Consider the following 19,775-nt stretch of genomic DNA (forward strand, 5'->3'; position numbering starts at 1 on the left):
CGCCGTCAATCGACCGTTGCGCCACCGCGCCGCAGCGCCAGCTTGGGCACCTTGCGCCCCTTGGTAAGGGCCGCGCCGCGGCCTGAAAGCGAAGGATTGGTCATGAAATAGCGGTGCACATTGAACGGTTTCTCGCCGGCATCGGATCGACACGAAACCCGCTGATAATCGCCATCGGCGTGCAAAGTCCAGCTTTGCTCGGTATCGATCAGGTTGGCCAGCATCACCTGGTCGAGGATCTGGTCGTGCACCGTGCGGTTGCGGATCGGCACCAGCACTTCCACCCGGCGATCCAGGTTGCGGCTCATCCCGTCGGCCGAAGAGATGAACACCCGCGCGCGCCGGTTGGGCAGGGCGGCGCCATTGCCGAACGCCCAGATGCGGCTGTGCTCCAGAAAGCGGCCGATGATCGATTTCACCGTGATCCGTTCCGAAAGCCCGGGCACGCCAGGCCGCAGGCAGCAGATGCCGCGCACCACCAGCGAAATGTCCACGCCAGCCTGCGCTGCGGCATAGAGCCGCTCGATCAGGCGGCTGTCGGTCAGCGCATTGAGCTTGGCCCAGATCGCGGCGCGCTTGCCGGCGCGGGCAAAGGCGATCTCGCGCTCGATGCAATCATACAGCGTGCGACGCAGGCCGATCGGCGAGATGGAGAGGAACTCGGTGTTCTTGGGCTCGACATAGCCGGTGATGAAATTGAACAGCTGCCCGGCATCGCGGCCCGCCTTGGGATCGGCGGTAAAGAACGACAGGTCGGTATAGATGCGCGCGGTCACCGGGTGATAGTTGCCGGTGCCAAAGTGGCAGTATGTGCGATAGCCATCGCCCTCGCGCCGCACCACCATCGAAACCTTGGCGTGGGTCTTCCAGTCGACGAAGCCATAGATCACCTGGACCCCGGCGCGCTCCAACTGGCTCGCCCAGTGCAGGTTCTGTTCTTCATCGAACCGCGCCTTGAGTTCGACCACGGCCGTGACCGACTTGCCCGCCTCGGCCGCCGCGATCAGCGCGGCGATCACCGCCGATTGCTTGCCGGCACGATAGAGCGTCTGCTTAATCGCCACCACATCCGGGTCTTCGGCGGCCTGGCGCAGGAAATCGACCACCACGTCGAAACTTTCGAACGGGTGGTGGATCACCAGGTCCTTTTCGCGGATCGCGGCAAAGCAATCGCCATCGTGTTCCAGCACGCGTTCGGGATAGCGCGGGTTATAGGGTTCGAATTTCAGTTCCGGGCGCGGCATGTCGACGATCTGCGACAGCCCGTTCATCGCCAGCAGGCCGCGCGATTTCACCACCAGCGCATAGTCCAGGCGCAGCTTGTCGCGCAGCAATTGTTCGGCCGTAGGGTCGAAATCATCCTGCAGTTGCAGCATGATCACCTTGCCGCGCCGCCGCCGCTGGATCGCCGTGCGGAAATAGCGCACCAGGTCTTCGGCGTCTTCCTCGATCTCCATGTCGCTGTCGCGCAGCACGCGGAACGTGCCCGAACCCTGGATGCGAAAGCCGGGAAACACCGTGGCGGCGTTGCGGCGCACCAGTTCCTCGATGCTGATCCAGCCGCCATCGTCGGGCAGCTTGACAAAGCGTGGCAGCGCCGGCGGCACCAGGATCATCTCGGTGACCGGGTCATTATCGGCCACCCGCACCATCGAAAACAGGATGCCCGTGCCCTGGTTGGCGATGAACGGGAACGGGTGCGCCGGATCGATCGCCTGGGGGGTAAGCACCGGCATGACATGCTCGGTGAAATAGCGTGCCAGCCAATCGGCCTGGTGGCGGGGCAGGGGCTTGTCGCCCACCAGATGGATGCCGGTGTCGGCCAGCAGGTCTGACAGTTCGCCCAGCACCACGCGCTGCGCGCTGACCAGGTCTTCCACGGCGCCGTGGATCTGCTGCAACTGCTGAACCGGGCTGAACCCGTCGATCGAAACCTCGTCGATCCCGCGCCGCACCTGGCCGGCGATCCCGGCCACGCGCACCATCATGAATTCATCCAGGTTGCTGCCCGAGATCGACAGGAAGCGCAGCCGCTCCAGCAGCGGATAATTGGTGTTCTGCGCCTCGGCCAGAACGCGGCGGTTGAACATCAGCCAGCTCAACTCGCGGTTGAAATAGCGCATCGGCGGTGGACCCTCGGTCAACGCGGATAGGGCCTGCATCGGCAGCACGCCACCTGGCGCTGCGCTGGTTTCTGCCACGATTGCTGTCCTGCTTGGTGTTGTTGCGGTCCCGCGCGCCATCGTTCCGCTTTGCTACTCTTGTATGACAAGCACGATGTTAGAAACGGGCAGCGGCGCCTTGGCAAGTGCAAAGCGGCCCTGTCAGGAAACGTTACAAGCCGCGCATTAATCTCTACTCGTTTTGTCGAGAATCATGCCCGCTTCGCCGCCCGCCCGCTCGTCAGCGGGCGTCGTTACGCTAGATTGCGAGCATGGCCCCGGTGAGTCGCGTGCCCAGGCGCGCGCCCACGGCCGATCCGCAGCGGGCTGGCCGCGCATGCCCAAGCCCGCTGCGGACTCTGGTTGTTAATGAATATTATCAAATGCTTGGTCTGCATTGCTGGGCCGAGACTGCTGGTGTGCGGGTGAGGCGTAGCGCCGTTCATCGTGGCGAAAGTTTCGCTATCTGGCCTCCAACAACTCGTTTAATGTCTATCGCAAAAGTTGAGTATAAGAAGGTGGCAACAGGCACCTCGCCACGGCGGGGCCAAGACCCAAGCCTTTGCAAGAGAGAGCCGATGTCCATCACACCTGCCAATGCAGATCTGGCCGCCCGCGATCCGGAACAGGCCCGCCTGATCGAGCAATCGCTCGACAGCGTGCGCGAGGCCCTGGCCGGGCTGCGCTATGGCCATGTCGGCCTCACCGTTCACGAAGGGCGCGTCGTGCAGATCGACGTGACCGAGAAGCGCCGCTTCAACAATCACTGATCCGCCAGAATTTCCGATCACGCCAAGCAATCCATGGCGGCACCACGGCTCTGGGGAGGGCCGCCGGCCATGGCAAAAACCAACAACAGACCATGCCGCCACCCGCCACGGAACCCCTCCGCGCGCGTGGTCCGGCATGTCGAAAGGGATATCAGCATGCTCGTTCGCGCCCATCTCGCCGCGTCGGTGGCTTCCGTTGGCCTTGCTCTCGCGCTTGCCGCCCCGGCCCATGCCGCCGATGCGCCTGCACCGGCAGACGCCGCCAGCAAATCTGTGCCAGCCGCTGCCCAGCCGCCGGTGGATGACAGTATCGTCGTCACCGCCCGTCGCCGCGCCGAAACCGTGCAGACCGTGCCGCTGGCCGTTACCGTGGTGGGCGGCGCCCACATCGATGCTGCCGGTGCGTTCAACGTTGGCCGCCTCACGCAGTTGACGCCCACGCTGCAGTTCTATTCGTCCAACCCGCGCAATACTTCGGTCAACATTCGCGGGCTGGGCGCGCCGCTCGGCCTGACCAACGACGGCATCGAACAGGGCGTGGGCGTCTATATCGATGACGTGTTCTATGCCCGTGCCGCGTCCTCCACGTTCGACTTTCTCGACGTGAGCCGCATCGAAGTGCTGCGCGGGCCGCAGGGCACGCTGTTTGGCAAGAACACCACCGCCGGCGCGCTCAACATCACCACCCGCGCTCCCACGTTCGAGCCCGAGGCCCGGCTGGAGGCGACCGCCGGCAACCTTGGTTTCGTCCAGCTCAAGGGCGCAGTGTCCGGCCCGCTCAGCGATACCCTGGCGGTGCGCCTGGCCGGCTCGTTTACTGAGCGCGACGGGACGGTCTATAACGTCAAGCAGCGCCAGTGGATCAATTCGCAAGACAACAAGGGCGCGCGCCTGCAATTCCTGTGGCGCCCGTCGAGCACGGTCGAAGTGACGCTGGCGGGGGATTACAACAAGCAGAACCCCAATTGCTGCGCGCTGGTCTATGTGCGCACCGGCGCCACCCAGCGCCCGCTTAACCGCCAGTATGCCGCGCTCGCCGCCGCGCAGAACTATGCCGTGCCCAGCACCAATCCGTTCGATCGCGTGACTGACGAAGACGTGGCTCTGCGCGCCAAGAACGAGGTGGGCGGCGTGTCGCTGCGCGCCAAGATTCAGACCGGGCTGGGCACGATCACCTCGATCACGGCGTGGCGCTATTGGGATTGGGACCCGTCGAACGACCGCGATTACCTCGGCCTGCCGATCACGACCAAGTCCAACAATCCCTCGCACCAGGACCAGTATACCCAGGAACTGCGCCTGACCGGCGAAACCGGCCGCTTCAACTATACCGTCGGCGCATTCGGCTTCTATCAGAAGATCCACACCACCGGCATTCAGCAGCAGGGCCCGGCGGCGAGCAAGTTCCTGATCGCGCCGAGCAATGCGCTGTCGAACGATCCCAGCGTGCTCAACGGCCTGACCGCCGCGAACGACATCACGCTCAAGAACACCAGCGCGGCAATCTATGGCAAGTTCGGCTACAAGCTGACCGACACGCTGTCGATCCAGCCGGGTGTGCGCCTCAACTATGACAAGAAGGACGGTATCTACAATTCCACCGTCACCGATGGAAACGGCGCCCTTGTCACGTTTGCCACCAACAACACCGCGCGCCAAAAGGCCCAGCTGGCCGTGCTCGCGCCGCAGTATTTCGTCGCCAATTTCAGCGATTGGAACCTGTCGGGCGACGCGACTCTGGCCTGGGACCCCACCAGCGAAGTGCATGTCTATGGCACTTATGCGCGCAGCTTCAAATCGGGCGGCATCAACCTCAACGGCGTGCCGGCCAACACCGATGGCACCCCGCTGCTGCAGTTTGCCACGATCAAGCCGGAACGCGTCAACCACTTTGAACTGGGCATCAAGACGCAGTTCTGGAACCGCAAGGGCACGTTCAATGTTGCGGCGTTCCGCACCGATATCAACGACTATCAGGCGCAGGTGACGAACTACACGGTGGGCGCGCTGCGCGGCTATCTCGCCAACGCCGAAAAGGTTCGCACCCAGGGCGTCGAAGTCGATTTCGCGGTGCGGCCGAGCGAGCGGATCAGCCTCTATTCCAACGCGGCCTACACCGATGCCAAATATATCCGCTTCAAGAATGCGCCCTGCGCGCCCGAGCTTTCGGGCGGCACCCAGAATGTCGATGCCAATGGCAACCTGATCGGCACGCCGGCCGCGCCGGGCACGCCGGGGATCAGCCCGCTGTCGTGCGACATTTCCGGCCAGGTGCTGCCCGGCGTGTCGAAGTGGTCGTTCTCCTATGGCGGCGAAGTCAACCTGCCGGTCCAGGCGTTCGGCGGGGAAGGGCAGGTCTATCTCGGCGTCGATGGCAACTATCGCTCGCGCTTTTCGTCCAACCCCACCCCTTCGGCCTATACCTGGATTGAAGGTTACGCGCTCACCAACTTCCGCCTGGGCGTGCGCCGCGAGGGCCGCTTCGATATCTATGGTTGGCTGCGCAATGCCTTTGACACGCACTATTTCGAACAGCTCGCAGTCGGTTCGGGCAACACCGGCCTGATCGTCGGCCAGGTCGGCGATCCGCGCACCTATGGCCTGACCGTGCGCACGCAGTTCTAAGCGGCGCGGTGGGATGGCGCTTCGACAAGCTCAGCCCGAACAGAAACCAAGGGAATTTCCCCAAGTTCCGTTCGCCCTGAGCCTGTCGAAGGGCCTGTCCCGAAACGCTTAGCGATTGCCGTCGATGAAATCCCCGAGCGGGCCCAGCACCGAACCTTCGCCGCGGTTGCTGCCCCGCCGGGTATGGCAGCGGCGACGACGCGGCCGGCCAGGCGGGCAAAGGGCAGGGACTGAATCCACACTTTGCCCGGCCCGGTCAGCCGCGCAAAGAACAGGCCTTCGCCGCCAAACAGCACGCTGCGCACGCCGCCCGCGCGCACCAGGTCGAAATCGATCGAGGGCGTATAGGCGGCCAGGCACCCGGTATCGACATGGAGCTGTTCGCCCGGGCCAAGCTCGCGTTCCACCAGGGTGCCGCCCATCTGGACAAACACCCAGCCATCGCCATCCAGCCGCTGCATGACAAAGCCTTCGCCGCCAAACAGGCCGGTCATGATCCGGCGCTGGAACGCGATGCCGATCGATACGCCGCGCGCGGCTGCCAGAAAGCTGTCTTTCTGGCAGATCAGCGTGCCACCCAGGTCCGACAGCTTGAGCGGCAGGAGCGTGCCCGGCACAGGGGCTGCAAACGCAACGCGCGCCTTGCCATGGCCGTGGTGGGTAAAGACGGTGGTGAACAGGCTGGCCCCGGTGACGAGGCGCTTGCCCGCGCCCAGCAGCTTGCCCATGAAGCCGCCGCCATCGCCGTCGCTGCCATCGCCAAACACCGTGGTCATCTCGATCGCGGCATCTTTCCAGACAAACGCGCCAGCCTCGGCCACGGCGCTCTCGCCAGGATCGAGTTCGATCTCGACGAACTGCAGGTCATTGCCGCGAATGGCAAAGTCCACGTCATCGGCGACGCCGGCGCGGCGGCTGTGGCTCCAGGGGCTGCTGCTCATGGGAAATGCGGTCTCCTGATGGCGCGGGGCAGGGCGCCCACGCGCGGTGACGCAGCGAACCATGGCATGGCCGCAGCGCACGCTCCAGCCTGGTTCGTCGTGATGACGATGGCGGTCGATCGGTGACATGAACCGGTTGGATCGCACCTGATCCGGCATGGATCGGCTGGGCATATCAAAAGCCACAATCGCCTGTTATAGACAGCGCGGGTGGCCAAGAGGATGAGGAGATTTTCGCGGCATGAATGACACGTTTTCGCGGGGGCTGTCGCCAAAGCGCTATGCCCTGAGTGCGATCATCCTCCACTGGTCGATCGCGGCGTTGCTGCTGTTTCAGGTGTCGCTCGGCTGGCGGCTGGAAGACCTGCCCAAGGGCACGGCCAGCTTTGCCGGCTACCAGTTTCACAAGTCGGTCGGCTTCCTGATCCTGGCACTCAGCCTCGCGCGCCTGGGCGTGCGTCTGGTGGCGCGGCGCCCGGCACCGGCCGAAGGCGCGCCGGCGGTAAAGCTGCTGGTCAAGGTCGTGCACGTCCTGCTCTATGCAGTGATGATCGTGGGCCCGCTGTCGGGCTGGATCATGGTGTCCACTTCCAAGATCCGCATGCAGACCATGGTGTTCGGCAAGCTGCCGATGCCCAATCTGCCGGTGGGCCATGCCTGGCACGAACCGGCCGAAACCATTCACGGCGCACTTGGCCTGGTGACGCTGGGTCTGTTCGCGCTGCACGTCGCTGGCGCGCTGCGCCATCACTTCATGGGCGATGATCTGTTGGGGCGGATGATCCCGGCCAATACCCGCCGCGGGCTGACCATTGGTGTGGCTGTGGCGCTGATTTGCTCGGCCGGCGCGATGGCGCTTGCCAAGGTCTGGCCGTTTGGTGGCCCGGCGGTGGCGCCGGTTGCAGCCGCGTCGGCTGATCCCGATGGCGATGAGTCAGAAGCGGCCACCGATATGGCCAGCGATGCCGCGGTTCAGGCGCCGGCCAGCGCGGCGGCGCCCGTGGCCGATGCATCCGCCGGCGCTGAGGCTGCTGCCAAGGCGGTTGCCTGGCAACTCGCGCCCGGTGGCAAGCTTGGCTTCCACGCCACCTATTCGGGTGACGCGATCAACGGCAGCTTTGGCCGCTGGGACGCCAAGATCGTGTTCTCGCCCGATGATCTTGCCCATTCCACGCTGCGCGCCACGATCGATCTGGCTTCGGTCGGCACCGGCGATGCGCAGCGCGACGACATGCTCAAGGGCGACAATTTCTTCCGCGCCGCCGCTCACCCGCAAGCGATCTATACTGCATCGCGTTTCCGCGCGCAGTCGCCCGGGCACTATGTCGCCGAAGGTACGCTGTCGCTGGCCGGCAAGATTCGCCCGGTGCCGCTGGCCTTTGTGCTGACGATCGATGGCGATCGGGCCACCGCGCACGGCACCGCCACGCTGTCACGCACGGCGTTTGGCGTCGGCACCGGTGAATGGGGTGGCACCGATACGCTGCTCGATGGTGTGACAGTCGATTTCGCGCTCAAGGCCAAGCGCCAGTCCTGATCCGCGTTCCCGCCCGCGCCTGGCCGATGCCGGGCGAGGGCGGGATGCGATCGGTCAGCGCGGCGGCGCGCCGGGCGATCCTTGCTGGCGCACCCCGGCAAAGAAGAAGCTGACATAGCGATCGGCCCAGCGCATGTGCTGCGCGCGATCCTGGCCTCCTTCGGAACTGGCCATCTTGTAGTGGCCCAACAGGCCTTCGAGCCAGAACCGTGCGGCGTTCTCGCAATCGTCGATGACGATCTCGCCCCGCTGCTGCGCCATTTCGAACAGGCTGCGAATCTTGTCGACCGCGTTGCGATAGACCATCGCGCGATAGCCGCCCTGCGGGCTGCCGGCTTCGGTATCGAGCCAGTCGATCAGCCGTTCCATCAGCTTGCCATCGGGGGAATGGAGCAGTTCCAGCGTTTCCACGGCGCGCAGGCGAAACGTTTCTGCCAGAGAACGGTCGCTTTGCAGCGCGGCGATGGCATCGCGGCGCTTGGCCACGGCGTGATGCACCAGTGCTTCCAGCAGTTCGCGCTTGCCGGCAAAGCGGGAATAGATCGTGGCCTTGCCGATATGGGCATGGCGCGCAACGCGATCGAACGTGAAGGTATCCAGCCCGCTGTCGAGCAAAACCTCCCAACTGGCGTCGAGAATCTTGCCGTAAAGCTGTTCGGCCTCTGCCACCGAGGGGCGCCCCCGCCGCGGCGCGGCGGGCGATGCCATGCCGTCGGTGGCCGGTGCGTCAGTGGCGGGCGGTTGATCCGTGCTGGAATGCGGCGGCAGAGTCATCGGCCGCACTCCCGTTGCCCGAGGCCGTCGCCGCATCGATCTGCGCGACGAAGGTGTACGACGCCGAAAATTCCGCTGCCGTTCCGGGCAAGGCCGATGCACTGTCGCGTGCCGCAATCTGTCCCGGCCGCTTTACGCATTCGCGATGTGCGGGGCAGGTCATTTCCAGCCCTTCCTGATAGGCCAGCCAGACGCGGCGGCCGATATCCGAAAACCAATCCATCCTTCCCAACCCTCTGTCCGAGTGGCTCACGCCTTTGCGGCGTCTTGTGAAGGAAAATTGACACAGATTCGGGCGTTCGCAAAGCGCTATAAACGGAACGGATCTGGCTCATTTCAGCGGTCCTGGGCCGGTGCCTGCCACCCCAGGCCAAGCGCCTTTTCCACGGCGATGAAATCGGTGGTCAGCTCTGCAGCGGCCGCTGCAGTGGCTTGGGCTGCCTGCACCTGCTGGCGTTGCGCGCTCAAGGCGTCGCTGCGGGCCACGGTGCCGGCATCGGCCCGCTGTTGCTGCAGGGCTTGCGCCCGCGCGGCTTGCGCCTGGCTATCCAGCGCCTTGCCATAGACCTGGCGCTGGCTGCCAAAGCGGGTGAGGGAGCCTTCGGCATCCTGCAGCGCGGTCAGCACGGTGTTGCGATAATTGGCTTCCTGCTCGGCATAGGCCTGGCGCTTGCTGGCCACCTGTGCCTTGTTGCGCCCACCGTCGAACAGGCTCCAGCGGATCTGCGGCAGGGCCAGGCCGATGATCTTGGACGGATCGACCACATCGCCGATGCTGGTGCCACCCAAGCCCAGCAGGCCCATGAAGCTGATCTTGGGCAGGCCAGCTGCGATCTGTGCGCCGATGTCGGCATTGGCGGCGGCCAGCTGGCGCTCGGCCATGCGGATATCGGGGCGATTACGCAGCAGGCTGGCGGGATCGCCCACGGCCACGCTGGCCGGCGGCAACGGCAGCGGCGCCGGCGTGGTCAGCGTGGCATCGAGCGCGCCGGGTTCCTGCCCGGTCAGCACGGCCAGCTGATCGATCAGCACGGTGATATCGGCCCGCGTCTTGGCGCGGTCCCCCTCGGTTTGCGAAGCCTGGCCACGGGCCTGGGCCAGCGGCTGCTCGGGCGCGGTGCCGCCTTGCAGCCGTTGCTGCGCCAGGTTGACCAGCTGGGCATCAATCGCCGCCTGCTGATCGAGCAGGGTCAGCACGGCCTGCTTGGCGCGCAGCGACACATAGGCGCGGGCGATTTCGGCCGACAGCGTCACGCGGGCATCATCCGCGCCGGCCTCGGCCGCTTCGGCACGGGCGCCGGCAGCGGTGATCTTGCTGCGGGTGCCGCCGAACAGATCCAGTTCCCAGCTCGAGTCAAAGCCCACGTTGTAGATCGTGGTGTCGGTGCGGCCGGTATCGTTGCCACCCAGGATGTTGGAGGGCACGTTGATATAGGGCACCGCGCCGGAAACATTGAGCGTGGGGATCAGCGCGGTCTTGTTGGCGGCAAGGCCAGCGCGCGCCTGGGCGATGCGGGCATTGGCCGCCGCGATATTGGGCGAATTGGCCAGGCCCTTGTCGATCAGGCTGCCCAGCACCGGGTCATTGAGCGCATCCCACCAACGCGCGGAGGGCGCCGTGGCGGTGGTGGTGGCAGCGTCGCCCCGCAGGAACGCGCTGCGAGCCGCGGCGCCCGGCGCAGCATCGGGCGCGCCAGCATACTTGGGGCCAACCGTGGTGCACCCGGCAAGGGCGGCGGACGCGAGCAGGGCGATGGCCAGGGGGCGGAAAGCCATGGGGCGTGAAGAATGTTGCATCAGTGCATCGCCATGTTGTGATGGCCCTTGGGCAGGGGCCGGAGAAGGAAAACGAGCGGCAGGACGACAGCAATGCCGACCATCAGCGCGATGAACTCATCGGTATAGGCCATGACCAGCGCCTGCTTGAGCACCATGCCGTCGATCGATTGCAGCGCGGCAGAAAGGCCGTCGGGCCCGCCACCAAACGAGGCAGCCTGGCTCGATACCCAATCCTGCACGCTGGGGCTGTTGGCCGGCAGGGTTTCGTGGATTGACCAGCGGTGGAATTCCTCGCGCCGTTCCTGCAGGGTGGCCAGCAGGGCCAGCGCGATCGAGCCACCGAGGTTGCGCGCCGCGTTGAACAGGCCCGATGCGTCACCGGCTTCGTCGGGCTTGACGCTGGCAATGGCTGCCTGGTTGAGGAACAGCATCGACAGGGCCTGGCCCAATCCGCGCATCAGCTGCGACACGACAAAGTCGGACCCATCGGAGTTGACTGTCAGCGTGGTATCGAGCCAGCACGACCCGGCCATGATCAGCATCCCGGTCAAGACCACGTAGCGCAGGTCGAACCGCTTCACGAGCAGAGGGAACAGCGGCATCATCATCGCGGCAGGAATGCCCGACAGGAACACGATCTGCCCTGATTGATAGGCATTGTAGCCAGCGATCGCGGCCAGGAACTGCGGGATGACATAGGCCGTGCCATAGAGCACCGAACCGATCAGCAGACCCAGCACGAAGACCGCGGCAAAAGCGCGGTTGCGCAACAGTGCGAGCTTGATCACTGGCCGTTTGGCAAAGAGCTGCCCGATCGAGATGAGGATGAACCCAACGATGGTCACCCCGGTCAGTTGCCAGATCAGCGTGGATTGAAACCACTGTTCGCGGTTGCCTTCCTCCAGCACCACGGTCAATCCGCCCAGGCCCAGTGCCAGGCCAAGAATGCCCAGCCAATCGGCGTTGAGCAACTCATCAAGGCGCATCTTGGTGTTGGACAGGCCAACCGTGAGGAACACCATCAGGATGATGCAGATCGGAATGTTGATGAAGAAGGCATAGTGCCACGAGAAATTCTCGGTCAGCCAGCCGCCGGCCAGTGGGCCCATGACCGGCCCCAGGATCAGCGTGGAACCGAACAGCGCGGTGCCTACCGGTTGCTGGTGGCGCGGCAGGCGCGTGGCGATGATGGTCATCCCGGTGGGAATCATTGCCCCGCCGGTGAAACCCTGGCCGACGCGTCCCACGATCATCATGGTCAGCGTGGTGGACAGGCCGCACACGATGGAAAAGCCGGTGAACAGCACCGAGGCGATCAGCAGGAACCGCTTGAGCCCGAACACGCGTTCCAGCCAGGCGGTGAGCGGGATGATGATGATCTCTGCCACCAGATAGCTGGTGGCGATCCACGTGCCTTCGGTGGAAGACGCGCCGATTTCGCCCTGGATGGTGGGTAGGGCCGAATTGACGATCGAGATGTCGAGCGTGGCCATCAGCGCGCCGATGGCCCCGGCCACCACGGCCAGCCAGGCGGTCAGATCGGCATTGCCAGAGCTGGAACCAGCCGCTGGCTTTGCCGCGCCACCCCCGTTGCCGGCCTCGGCCGGAAGGGTTGCGGCGGCCATTACTTGGCTCCCTGGTCCTGCTCGGCGCGGATCGCCTTGATGGCGCCCTTGGCGGCGCGGGTATCAACCTTGACCGTCAGCGACAGGCCAGGGACCAGCACCTTGCGCGATTCCTCGCCCGCGTTGATGCGGATGCGCACGGGCACGCGCTGGACGATCTTGGTGAAGTTGCCGGTCGCGTTCTGCGGCGGGATCAGCGAGAAGTTCGCCCCCGTGCCCGGCGTGATCGAATCCACCACGCCGTGGAAATCGACGTCAGGCAGCGCGTCGACATGCATCGTCACCGGCTGGCCGGGGCGCATCAGGCCGATCTGGGTTTCCTTGAAATTGGCTTCCACATAGATCGCCTGGGTCGGCACGATGGTCAGCAGGCGCTGGCCGGGCTGCACGAATTGGCCAAGGCGCACGGCCGAGGAGCCGACCTTGCCGGCGATCGGCGCGACGATGCGCGTGGTGCCGACATCGTTGCGAGCGGCCTGGCGGCTGGCTTCGGCAGAGGCGATCTGCGCGCTGGCCTGCTGCACCTGGGCCTTGGTCGTGGCGATCTTGCTGGCGGCGGCCTGGACCATGGCCTGCTTGGCGCGCACATCGGCCGCGGCCTTGTCGCGCGCGCTGGTCAGCTGGTCGAGCTGGGTACGCGGTTCGGCACCACTGGCGGCGAGCGGGGCATAGCGCGCCACTTCGCTGCTGTAGTACGCCAGGTCGCGCTGCGAGGCCGCGAGGGCGGCCTTGGCCTGGTTGAGGCTGGCCTGCGCTTCGGCGATGCCGGCAGAGGTCGCCTGCTCGGCGGCGCGGGCCACGCTGACCTGGGCATCGGCCTGGTTCAGCTTGGCGCTGTAATCGGTTGGGTCGATCTGCACCAGGAAAGCGCCGGCAGGAACCTGCTGGTTATCGGCCACGCCGATCTGCCGCACATAGCCGGCCAGCTTGGAACTGACGGTCACGCCATCGGCCTTCACATAGGCATCGTCGGTCGACTGGATGTACTGGCCATTGTTGCGATAATCGATGAAGGCATAAATGCCATAGACCAGGCCCACCGCCGCCACGCCCAGCGCGATGCGGCCGATCAGCTTCTTGCGGCCGCTGGTCGCGGGCGCGGTCTCTTCAGCAGGTTCGGTGGACGGGGTTGCGGCAGCGGTGTCGGGGGCGGGCATCGGAGGGCTTCCTGTCAGATCGGCAAAAATGGAACGAGACAGTTTAGTTCAATATTGGCGCAATTGGCGAGCGGTGCCTTGGGCTGCAAGTGAAAGTTTTCGAAGCGAGCTTGCGAAAATTGCAACCTAAAACGTCAACATGTTGGCTTTGAAAGATTTTTTACGGCAAGTCGTGTGCTGCCAGCGCCCAGGCGTGGGTTTTCAGGCGGGCGGGAACCAAGGCTTGCACGCGCTGCAATTCGCAGCTGCGCAATTGGTTCCCTGCGCCGGCGCTGTCCAAAGGGCATGTCGGGGCACGACGCATGGATGTGATGAGCGCTGGCGGCCTCTTATCGAAAGGATCAATCAATCTGGGCGGAATTGATCATTGGCAATCGCCGGCGCCCATGCCTAATTGCTGCCCTGCAACGAGGGGCGCTGATGCGCTGTGGCGTGTCTTGCCCCTCTTGCCAGCATTCATTTCAGCCACGACCAACCACAAGGAAGTCGAACCATGTCGATCGTCGGAACCAAGCTCAAGCCGTTCCAGGCCACTGCCTATCTCCAGGGCAAGTTCGTCGATGTCAGCGATGCTGACGTCCTGGGCAAGTGGGCCGTGTTCTTCTTCTACCCGGCCGACTTCACCTTCGTGTGCCCGACCGAGCTGGAAGACCTTGCCGACAAGTATGAAGAGCTCAAGAGCCTGGGCGTGGAAGTCTATTCGGTGTCGACCGACACCCACTTCAGCCACAAGGCCTGGCACGACAGCTCGCCGGCCATCGGCAAGATCAACTACTACATGCTGGGCGACCAGAACCACACCATCTCCAACAACTTCGGCATCCTGCGCGAAGGCGTTGGCCTGGCCGACCGCGGCACCTTCGTGGTCGATCCCGATGGCGTGATCCAGCTGGTCGAAATCACCCCCGAAGGCGTGGGCCGCAATGCCACCGAACTGCTGCGCAAGATCAAGGCTGCCAAGTACTGGCGCGAAAACCCCGGCCAGGTCTGCCCGGCCAAGTGGGAAGAAGGCGCCGAAACGCTTGCTCCCTCGATCGATCTCGTCGGCAAGATCTGATTCTTGCTGCCTGAACCGGGGTGGGCCAGCGCGCCCGCCCCGGACCCGGGCACCCCGGCCCCTTGCGCGCGCCCACGCGGCGCCGGCGCCTTCATCGGCCGGGAAAGCCCCCAAATGTCTGCCCGCTCCGCCCATCCCAGGCGTGAGGCCGTCCATGGCCCCACGCGGCACGCACCCTCCTGCCTGAGAGAAACACGCCATGCCTATTCTTGACGCCCCCACCACTGCCCAGCTCAAGGGCCTGCTTGGCAACCTGCGCCGCCCGATCGAACTGGTCGCGAGCCTGGACGATAGCGCCAAGTCTGCCGATACCCGCAGCCTGGTCGAGGAAATCGCCGCGCTGAGCGACAAGGTTTCGGTGCGCCTCGACGGGCAGGATGCCCGCCGCCCGAGCTTTGCCATCCGCGCGGATGAAGGGCGCGCGCAGGCGGTGTTCGCCGGCCTGCCGCTGGGCCACGAATTTACCTCGCTGATCCTGGCGCTGCTGCACGTGGGTGGTCACCCGCCCAAGGAAGAGGCCGAACTGCTTGACGCCGTGCGCAACCTCGATGGGCCGCTGCATTTCGAGACGTTCTTCTCGCTCTCGTGCCAGAACTGCCCCGACGTGGTGCAGGCGCTCAACATCATGGCCGCGCTCAACCCTGATATCACGCATGTGGCGATCGATGGCGCGCTGTTCCAGGACGAGGTGGAGCGCCGCAAGGTCATGGCCGTGCCGACCGTTTACCTGAACGGCGAACAGTTCGGCCAGGGCCGCATGGACCTGGCGCAGATCGTGGCCAAGCTCGACACCGGATCGGTAGCCCGCGCGGCGGAAAAGATCGCCGCCAAGGATCCGTTCGACGTGCTGGTGGTCGGCGGTGGCCCGGCCGGCGCGGCAGCGGCGATCTATGCCGCGCGCAAGGGCATCCGCACCGGCGTGGTGGCCGAACGCTTTGGTGGCCAGGTGCTCGATACCATGGGCATCGAGAACTTCATTTCGGTGCCGCACACCGAAGGGCCCAAGCTGGTTGCCCAGTTGGAGCAGCACGTGAAGGACTATGACGTTGACGTCATGAACGTGCAGGCTGCCGTGAAGCTCAAGCCGGCCAATGGCGATGGGTTGCACCACATCGAACTGGCGAGCGGCGCCAGCGTCAAGGCCAAGACCGTGATCTTGTCGACCGGTGCCCGCTGGCGCCAGATGGGCGTGCCCGGCGAGGACGAATATCGCAACAAGGGCGTCGCCTATTGCCCGCACTGCGATGGTCCGCTGTTCAAGGGCAAGCGCACCGCCGTGATTGGCGGCGGCAATTCGGGCGTGGAAGCCGCGATCGACCTTGCCGGCATCGTGCGCCATGTCACGCTGATCGAGTTCGACAGCCAGCTGCGCGCCGATGCGGTGCTGCAGACCAAGCTGCGCAGCCTGCCCAACGTGACGATCATCACCTCGGCCATGACCACGCAGGTGCTGGGCGATGGTAACAAGGTGACGGCGCTGGTCTACAAGCACCGCGAAACTGGCGAGGAACACACCGTCGAACTGGAAGGTATCTTCGTGCAGATCGGCCTGGTGCCCAACACCGAATGGCTGGGCGGCAGCATCGCCATGACCAACCGTGGCGAGATCGAGGTGGACGCCTACAATGCCACCAGCCTCGACGGCGTGTTTGCTGCGGGTGACTGCACCACCGTGCCGTTCAAGCAGATCGTCATCGCCATGGGCGAGGGCGCCAAGGCCTCGCTGGCGGCGTTTGACTATCTGATCCGACACTAAGGGTCAGATAACATTCCCTCCCTCCGACCCTCTCCCGCCTGCGGGAGGGGGAGACCCAGAAGCCCCTCCCGCAGGCGGGAGGGGTTGGGGGAGGGCGTGTTCCTTTGCCACCCCGCTTTCGACAACCTTTTCCCCCAATCCCCTTGCCGCCACGGCCCTGCGCGCTAAGAGCGAGGCGTGAGCGCAACCATCGTCATCGGCGCCGACGACCGGTCGGGCGCCTCCGTCCGCATCGATGTTGAGGAACTGCTGGCCACGCGCCTTCTGGTGCAGGGCAACAGCGGCTCGGGCAAGTCGCACCTGCTGCGCCGGATCCTGGAGCAGAGCGCCAGCGTGGTGCAGCAGGTGGTGATCGACCCGGAAGGCGATTTCGTCAGCCTGGCCGAACCGTTTGGCCATGTCGTGGTCGATGGATCGGCCTATGACGGCACCGAGATCGTCAAGCTGGCCGCACGCATCCGCCAGCATCGCGCTTCGGTTATCCTGGCGCTCGACGGGCTGGAGCTGGAAGCGCAGATGCGCTGCGCCGCCGTGTTCATGAACACCCTGTTCGATGCCCCGCGCGACCAGTGGTATCCCGCGCTGGTGGTGGTGGACGAGGCGCAGATGTTTGCGCCTGCCGCCGCCGGTGATGTGGCCGACGATGTGCGCCGCCTCTCGCTGGCGGCGATGACCAACCTGATGTGCCGTGGCCGCAAGCGCGGGCTGGCGGGGATCATCGCCACGCAGCGCCTGGCCAAGCTGGCCAAGAACGTGGCGGCCGAAGCATCCAACTTCCTGATGGGGCGCACTTTCCTCGATATCGACATGGCCCGCGCCGCCGATCTCCTCGGCATGGAGCGGCGCCAGGCCGAACAGATCCGCGACTTGGAGCGCGGCCATTTCCTGGCGCTGGGCCCGGCGATCTGCCGCCGCCCGGTGGGGGTGAAGATCGCCGACGTGGAAACGCGCGCGCGCAACGTGGTGCATGGCCTGATGCCGATGCCCAATGCTGCCGGCGAGGAGATGGAGGCGCTGCTGATGGCAGAGCCGCTGATGTTCGATCCGCTGCCCACGCCGCCAGAACCGGAAGAAACCGCACCCGAAAGCGGCGAGCTGCTGGAGCAGATCGAAAGCAGCGTGCCCGCCGCCGAGCAGGTGGAACCACCGGTCGAGCCCAGCCTGTTTGCCGCCGAGGAAACCGCTGCCGATATTGCCGCGATCCTGGCGGAAATGGCGGCGGAGCCGGATTGCACGTTCCAGCCTGCGGCGCAGCTCTATCAGGATTTCACCGTGCGCTGCCGCATGCAGCGGCTTGGCCAAGTGGGCATCGACCTGGCCGCGTTCCGCCGCCGCTTTGCCATGGCCGTGGCCGGCATTCCCGATGATCGCGAGCCGCGCTGGCAGGCCGCACTCAAGCTGGCCGAAGGCGTGGCCGACGATCTGGTGGCGCCGTTCCTGGTACTGGCGGTGGCGGCGGTGGAAGGGCTGCCATGCCCCGATGACGACCGGATGGCCGAAATCTATGGCACGCGCAGCCCGGGGCGCATCCGCCGCCTGCTCGATCACCTCGAAAAGAGCGGGCTGATCGTGGTGCGCACCGATTATGGCGGGCGCCGGTCCATCGGTATTCCCGGTCTGGGCATGACGACGGCACCGGTCGAAGCCTGACCTTTGGTGGGCTTCGGCGCTGTTGCGCCGCAAAACATTTGCGCAAAAACGGTTCGTATGCCTAATGGACTTGATGCGGTAACATTCTGTGCCGCAGTGTGTCTTGAAAGGTTGCGCTTTGGCGTCCGAAGTTCTTACCCGTCAATCAGTTACGCCCGAACTGGCGCTGGATGGGCTGGATTCGGTCCTGGGCCTGCACATCGGCACAACGAACACGCTGTTCGTCTCGCGGCTGGAACGCCAGCTTGAACCGCTCAGCGTCACGCCCAAGCAGGTGGCGATCCTGTGGCTGGTCAACGCCAATCCCGGCGTGAAGCAGACCGACCTTTCGCGCTTTTTCAAGATCGAGCGCCCGACCGTGCACCAGTTCGTGCGCCAGCTGATGCGCAACGGCTATCTCGTCAACGAGCCGTCGAAGCTCGATCGCCGCGCTGGTGGGCTGTGGGTCACCGAAAGCGGCTTGATCACCCTGGCCGAGGCGCGGCGCGTGATCGTGGCGCATGAAGACGAATTGACCGCATGCCTGACCGTGCGCGAGCGGTCCGAACTGTTCCGCATCCTGATGAAAGTCTATCTTTCCGCCCCTTCCAAGGAGGGGTGACGGCGGCCTGTGCGCCACGGCCCGTTCAGCACCTTGTCAGCCAGCGTGTGACATGGTCTGAAATCACGCGGGCCGGAATGCGGCCCGCCCGGGAGACCGTGATGAAGCTTGCTCGTTTTTCTGTTGTGGCGCTGGGCGCCTTGGGGCTGGCAATCGGGGTTGCCGGAACGGTGGCACCGGCCGCGGCGGCCGAAGGCGGTGATCCCGCGCATGGCCGCACCGTGGCGGCGCGCTGCCTGGCGTGCCACGATCTCAACACCGGGGCGACGCGGCTTGGCCCCTCGCTCAAGGGCGTGATCGGGCGCAAGGCTGGCTCGCTGCCGGGCTACGCCTATTCCGATGCGATGAAGAGCAGCGGCGTGACGTGGACGCCCGATACGCTCGACACCTATCTCAAGAGCCCGACCACCTATGTGAAGGGCACCAAGATGGCCTTTGCCGGTCTGCCCGATGCGAAAGACCGCGCCGACGTGATCGCCTATCTGCAACAGGCGACCAAGTAACACCGGTCTATTCGGCAATCACCAGTTGCACGCCGGCGTCGCGGATCGCGGCGGCGGCAGCAGCGGGGATGCCGGCGTCGGTGATGAGGGTGTCGACCTCGTCCAGCCCGCACACGATCGTGCCCGAACGGGTGGTGAACTTGCTGCTGTCGACCAGCAGGATCACCTGTTCGGCGCGGTCGATCAGGCGGCGCTCTGCCGCCACCAGCACGACATCGGCCTGCATCACCCCGGCTGCGCCCACCGACGCTGCGCCCATGAACAGCTTGGGCGCATGAAAGCGTGGCATGGATTCCTCGCCCGCCGCGGCCAGGATGATGTTCTGTTCGCGAAACACCGCGCCCGATGGCACCAGGATGCGCGTGCCAGCCTGCGGCAGCAGCGCATTGACGATATAGAGCGAATTGGTCAGCACCTGGAGATCGAGCCCGGCCAGATGCGGGCACATCTGCAAGGTGGTGGTGCCGCCATCGAGCATGATGCCTTCGCCGGGCTGGCATAGCGCTGCGGCTGCCCGGCCGATCGCCTGCTTGGCCGCAAGGTTTTCCGTAATGGCCTGTTCGAACGGCGTGCCCGACAGGTGAAAGCCGACCGGGCGGGCAGGCGCCTCGGCGCCATCAGCCAGACGCGCGCCGCCATGCACGCGCACGATGCGCCCCTCGCTTTCCAGGCGCGACAGATCACGCCGGATCGTGGCGGGAGAGGCATCAAGCATCGCCTCGAGGTCGCGATAGCTCACGAAACCCGTGGGGCCGATCGCTTCGACGATCAACCGTTCGCGTTCCGCTGCATGCATGGCCCTGGCTCGTCCCTTTTCATTCCGGCAAGCGCTGGCTTA

At 65.2% G+C, this 19,775-nt stretch carries 15 protein-coding genes and 1 pseudogene; 8 read left to right on the top strand and 8 right to left on the bottom strand.

All coding sequences use genetic code 11. The features are described 5' to 3' along the window. Positions 1 to 5 precede the first annotated feature (5 nt). Positions 6 to 2,162, bottom strand: coding sequence for an RNA degradosome polyphosphate kinase (locus ABIC78_RS05850; protein ID WP_354488815.1), 2,157 nt, complete (start codon positions 2,160 to 2,162; stop codon positions 6 to 8). 578 nt (positions 2,163 to 2,740) lie between these two features. On the opposite strand from ABIC78_RS05850, the gene ABIC78_RS05855 reads away from it, so the two are divergent. Continuing rightward, complete coding sequence (locus ABIC78_RS05855; RefSeq protein WP_062782575.1) at positions 2,741 to 2,932, top strand: YezD family protein; 192 nt, start codon at positions 2,741 to 2,743, stop codon at positions 2,930 to 2,932. A gap of 156 nt (positions 2,933 to 3,088) precedes the next feature. Next, the gene (locus tag ABIC78_RS05860) at positions 3,089 to 5,557 is read left to right on the top strand and encodes a TonB-dependent receptor (protein WP_354488259.1); all 2,469 of its coding nucleotides are present in this window, start codon (positions 3,089 to 3,091) and stop codon (positions 5,555 to 5,557) included. A 108-nt stretch (positions 5,558 to 5,665) separates the two neighbouring features. Here the strand turns inward: ABIC78_RS05860 and ABIC78_RS05865 are convergent. Then, positions 5,666 to 6,498, bottom strand: a pseudogene (locus ABIC78_RS05865) (AIM24 family protein). Between the two features lie 241 nt (positions 6,499 to 6,739). Between ABIC78_RS05865 and ABIC78_RS05870 the strand changes: the two are divergent. Next, positions 6,740 to 8,035, top strand: a complete 1,296-nt coding sequence (locus ABIC78_RS05870) for a cytochrome b/b6 domain-containing protein (RefSeq protein ID WP_354488261.1) — start codon at positions 6,740 to 6,742, stop codon at positions 8,033 to 8,035. Between the two features lie 54 nt (positions 8,036 to 8,089). Here the strand turns inward: ABIC78_RS05870 and ABIC78_RS05875 are convergent, their stop codons facing one another. The 5 genes from ABIC78_RS05875 to ABIC78_RS05895 form a co-directional block, all read right to left on the bottom strand. Beyond that, the gene (locus ABIC78_RS05875; RefSeq protein ID WP_231627559.1) at positions 8,090 to 8,809 is read right to left on the bottom strand and encodes a TetR/AcrR family transcriptional regulator; all 720 of its coding nucleotides are present in this window, start codon (positions 8,807 to 8,809) and stop codon (positions 8,090 to 8,092) included. Beyond that, positions 8,763 to 9,032, bottom strand: coding sequence for a hypothetical protein (locus tag ABIC78_RS05880; RefSeq protein ID WP_062782587.1), 270 nt, complete (start codon positions 9,030 to 9,032; stop codon positions 8,763 to 8,765). The genes ABIC78_RS05875 and ABIC78_RS05880 overlap by 47 nt, the downstream gene beginning before the upstream one ends. A 113-nt stretch (positions 9,033 to 9,145) precedes the next feature. Beyond that, positions 9,146 to 10,585 (bottom strand): efflux transporter outer membrane subunit, encoded by a 1,440-nt coding sequence (locus ABIC78_RS05885; RefSeq protein WP_354488263.1) that lies wholly within the window; start codon positions 10,583 to 10,585, stop codon positions 9,146 to 9,148. 20 nt (positions 10,586 to 10,605) lie between these two features. Beyond that, positions 10,606 to 12,213 (bottom strand): MDR family MFS transporter, encoded by a 1,608-nt coding sequence (locus tag ABIC78_RS05890; protein ID WP_022677017.1) that lies wholly within the window; start codon positions 12,211 to 12,213, stop codon positions 10,606 to 10,608. Further along, positions 12,213 to 13,370 (bottom strand): HlyD family secretion protein, encoded by a 1,158-nt coding sequence (locus ABIC78_RS05895; protein ID WP_084390734.1) that lies wholly within the window; start codon positions 13,368 to 13,370, stop codon positions 12,213 to 12,215. Before ABIC78_RS05895 ends, ABIC78_RS05890 begins: the two co-directional genes overlap by 1 nt. Before the next feature lie 493 nt (positions 13,371 to 13,863). Between ABIC78_RS05895 and ahpC the strand changes: the two genes are divergently transcribed. The 5 genes from ahpC to ABIC78_RS05920 all read left to right on the top strand — a co-directional run bounded on the left by ahpC (position 13,864) and on the right by ABIC78_RS05920 (position 18,937). Next, positions 13,864 to 14,427, top strand: coding sequence for an alkyl hydroperoxide reductase subunit C (gene ahpC, locus ABIC78_RS05900; protein WP_062782590.1), 564 nt, complete (start codon positions 13,864 to 13,866; stop codon positions 14,425 to 14,427). A 199-nt stretch (positions 14,428 to 14,626) separates the two neighbouring features. After that, positions 14,627 to 16,183, top strand: a complete 1,557-nt coding sequence (gene ahpF, locus ABIC78_RS05905; RefSeq protein WP_354488267.1) for an alkyl hydroperoxide reductase subunit F — start codon at positions 14,627 to 14,629, stop codon at positions 16,181 to 16,183. 177 nt (positions 16,184 to 16,360) lie between these two features. Then, positions 16,361 to 17,833 carry a helicase HerA domain-containing protein gene (locus ABIC78_RS05910; RefSeq protein WP_168351156.1) on the top strand — a complete coding sequence of 491 codons (1,473 nt, stop codon included), beginning with the start codon at positions 16,361 to 16,363 and terminating at the stop codon, positions 17,831 to 17,833. A gap of 118 nt (positions 17,834 to 17,951) precedes the next feature. Then, positions 17,952 to 18,434 (top strand): MarR family winged helix-turn-helix transcriptional regulator, encoded by a 483-nt coding sequence (locus ABIC78_RS05915; RefSeq protein WP_022677022.1) that lies wholly within the window; start codon positions 17,952 to 17,954, stop codon positions 18,432 to 18,434. 101 nt (positions 18,435 to 18,535) lie between these two features. After that, positions 18,536 to 18,937, top strand: a complete 402-nt coding sequence (locus ABIC78_RS05920) for a c-type cytochrome (protein ID WP_022677023.1) — start codon at positions 18,536 to 18,538, stop codon at positions 18,935 to 18,937. A 7-nt stretch (positions 18,938 to 18,944) separates the two neighbouring features. Here the strand turns inward: ABIC78_RS05920 and ABIC78_RS05925 are convergent, their stop codons facing one another. Further along, the gene (locus ABIC78_RS05925; protein WP_354488270.1) at positions 18,945 to 19,733 is read right to left on the bottom strand and encodes a DeoR/GlpR family DNA-binding transcription regulator; all 789 of its coding nucleotides are present in this window, start codon (positions 19,731 to 19,733) and stop codon (positions 18,945 to 18,947) included. Positions 19,734 to 19,775 lie beyond the last annotated feature (42 nt).

This window comes from Novosphingobium sp. 1529 (assembly GCF_040544855.1).
Taxonomy (GTDB): Bacteria; Pseudomonadota; Alphaproteobacteria; order Sphingomonadales; family Sphingomonadaceae; genus Novosphingobium; species Novosphingobium capsulatum.

What these genes read in the sequence shown, in the direction of transcription:
- ABIC78_RS05850 (WP_354488815.1), bottom strand. Translation starts at nt 2,162, where the DNA reads ATGCAGGCCCTATCCGCGTTGACCGAGGGTCCACCGCCGATGCGCTAT.
- ABIC78_RS05855 (WP_062782575.1), top strand. Translation starts at nt 2,741, where the DNA reads ATGTCCATCACACCTGCCAATGCAGATCTGGCCGCCCGCGATCCGGAA.
- ABIC78_RS05860 (WP_354488259.1), top strand. Translation starts at nt 3,089, where the DNA reads ATGCTCGTTCGCGCCCATCTCGCCGCGTCGGTGGCTTCCGTTGGCCTT.
- ABIC78_RS05870 (WP_354488261.1), top strand. Translation starts at nt 6,740, where the DNA reads ATGAATGACACGTTTTCGCGGGGGCTGTCGCCAAAGCGCTATGCCCTG.
- ABIC78_RS05875 (WP_231627559.1), bottom strand. Translation starts at nt 8,809, where the DNA reads ATGACTCTGCCGCCGCATTCCAGCACGGATCAACCGCCCGCCACTGAC.
- ABIC78_RS05880 (WP_062782587.1), bottom strand. Translation starts at nt 9,032, where the DNA reads ATGGATTGGTTTTCGGATATCGGCCGCCGCGTCTGGCTGGCCTATCAG.
- ABIC78_RS05885 (WP_354488263.1), bottom strand. Translation starts at nt 10,585, where the DNA reads ATGGCTTTCCGCCCCCTGGCCATCGCCCTGCTCGCGTCCGCCGCCCTT.
- ABIC78_RS05890 (WP_022677017.1), bottom strand. Translation starts at nt 12,213, where the DNA reads ATGGCCGCCGCAACCCTTCCGGCCGAGGCCGGCAACGGGGGTGGCGCG.
- ABIC78_RS05895 (WP_084390734.1), bottom strand. Translation starts at nt 13,370, where the DNA reads ATGCCCGCCCCCGACACCGCTGCCGCAACCCCGTCCACCGAACCTGCT.
- ahpC (WP_062782590.1), top strand. Translation starts at nt 13,864, where the DNA reads ATGTCGATCGTCGGAACCAAGCTCAAGCCGTTCCAGGCCACTGCCTAT.
- ahpF (WP_354488267.1), top strand. Translation starts at nt 14,627, where the DNA reads ATGCCTATTCTTGACGCCCCCACCACTGCCCAGCTCAAGGGCCTGCTT.
- ABIC78_RS05920 (WP_022677023.1), top strand. Translation starts at nt 18,536, where the DNA reads ATGAAGCTTGCTCGTTTTTCTGTTGTGGCGCTGGGCGCCTTGGGGCTG.
- ABIC78_RS05925 (WP_354488270.1), bottom strand. Translation starts at nt 19,733, where the DNA reads ATGCATGCAGCGGAACGCGAACGGTTGATCGTCGAAGCGATCGGCCCC.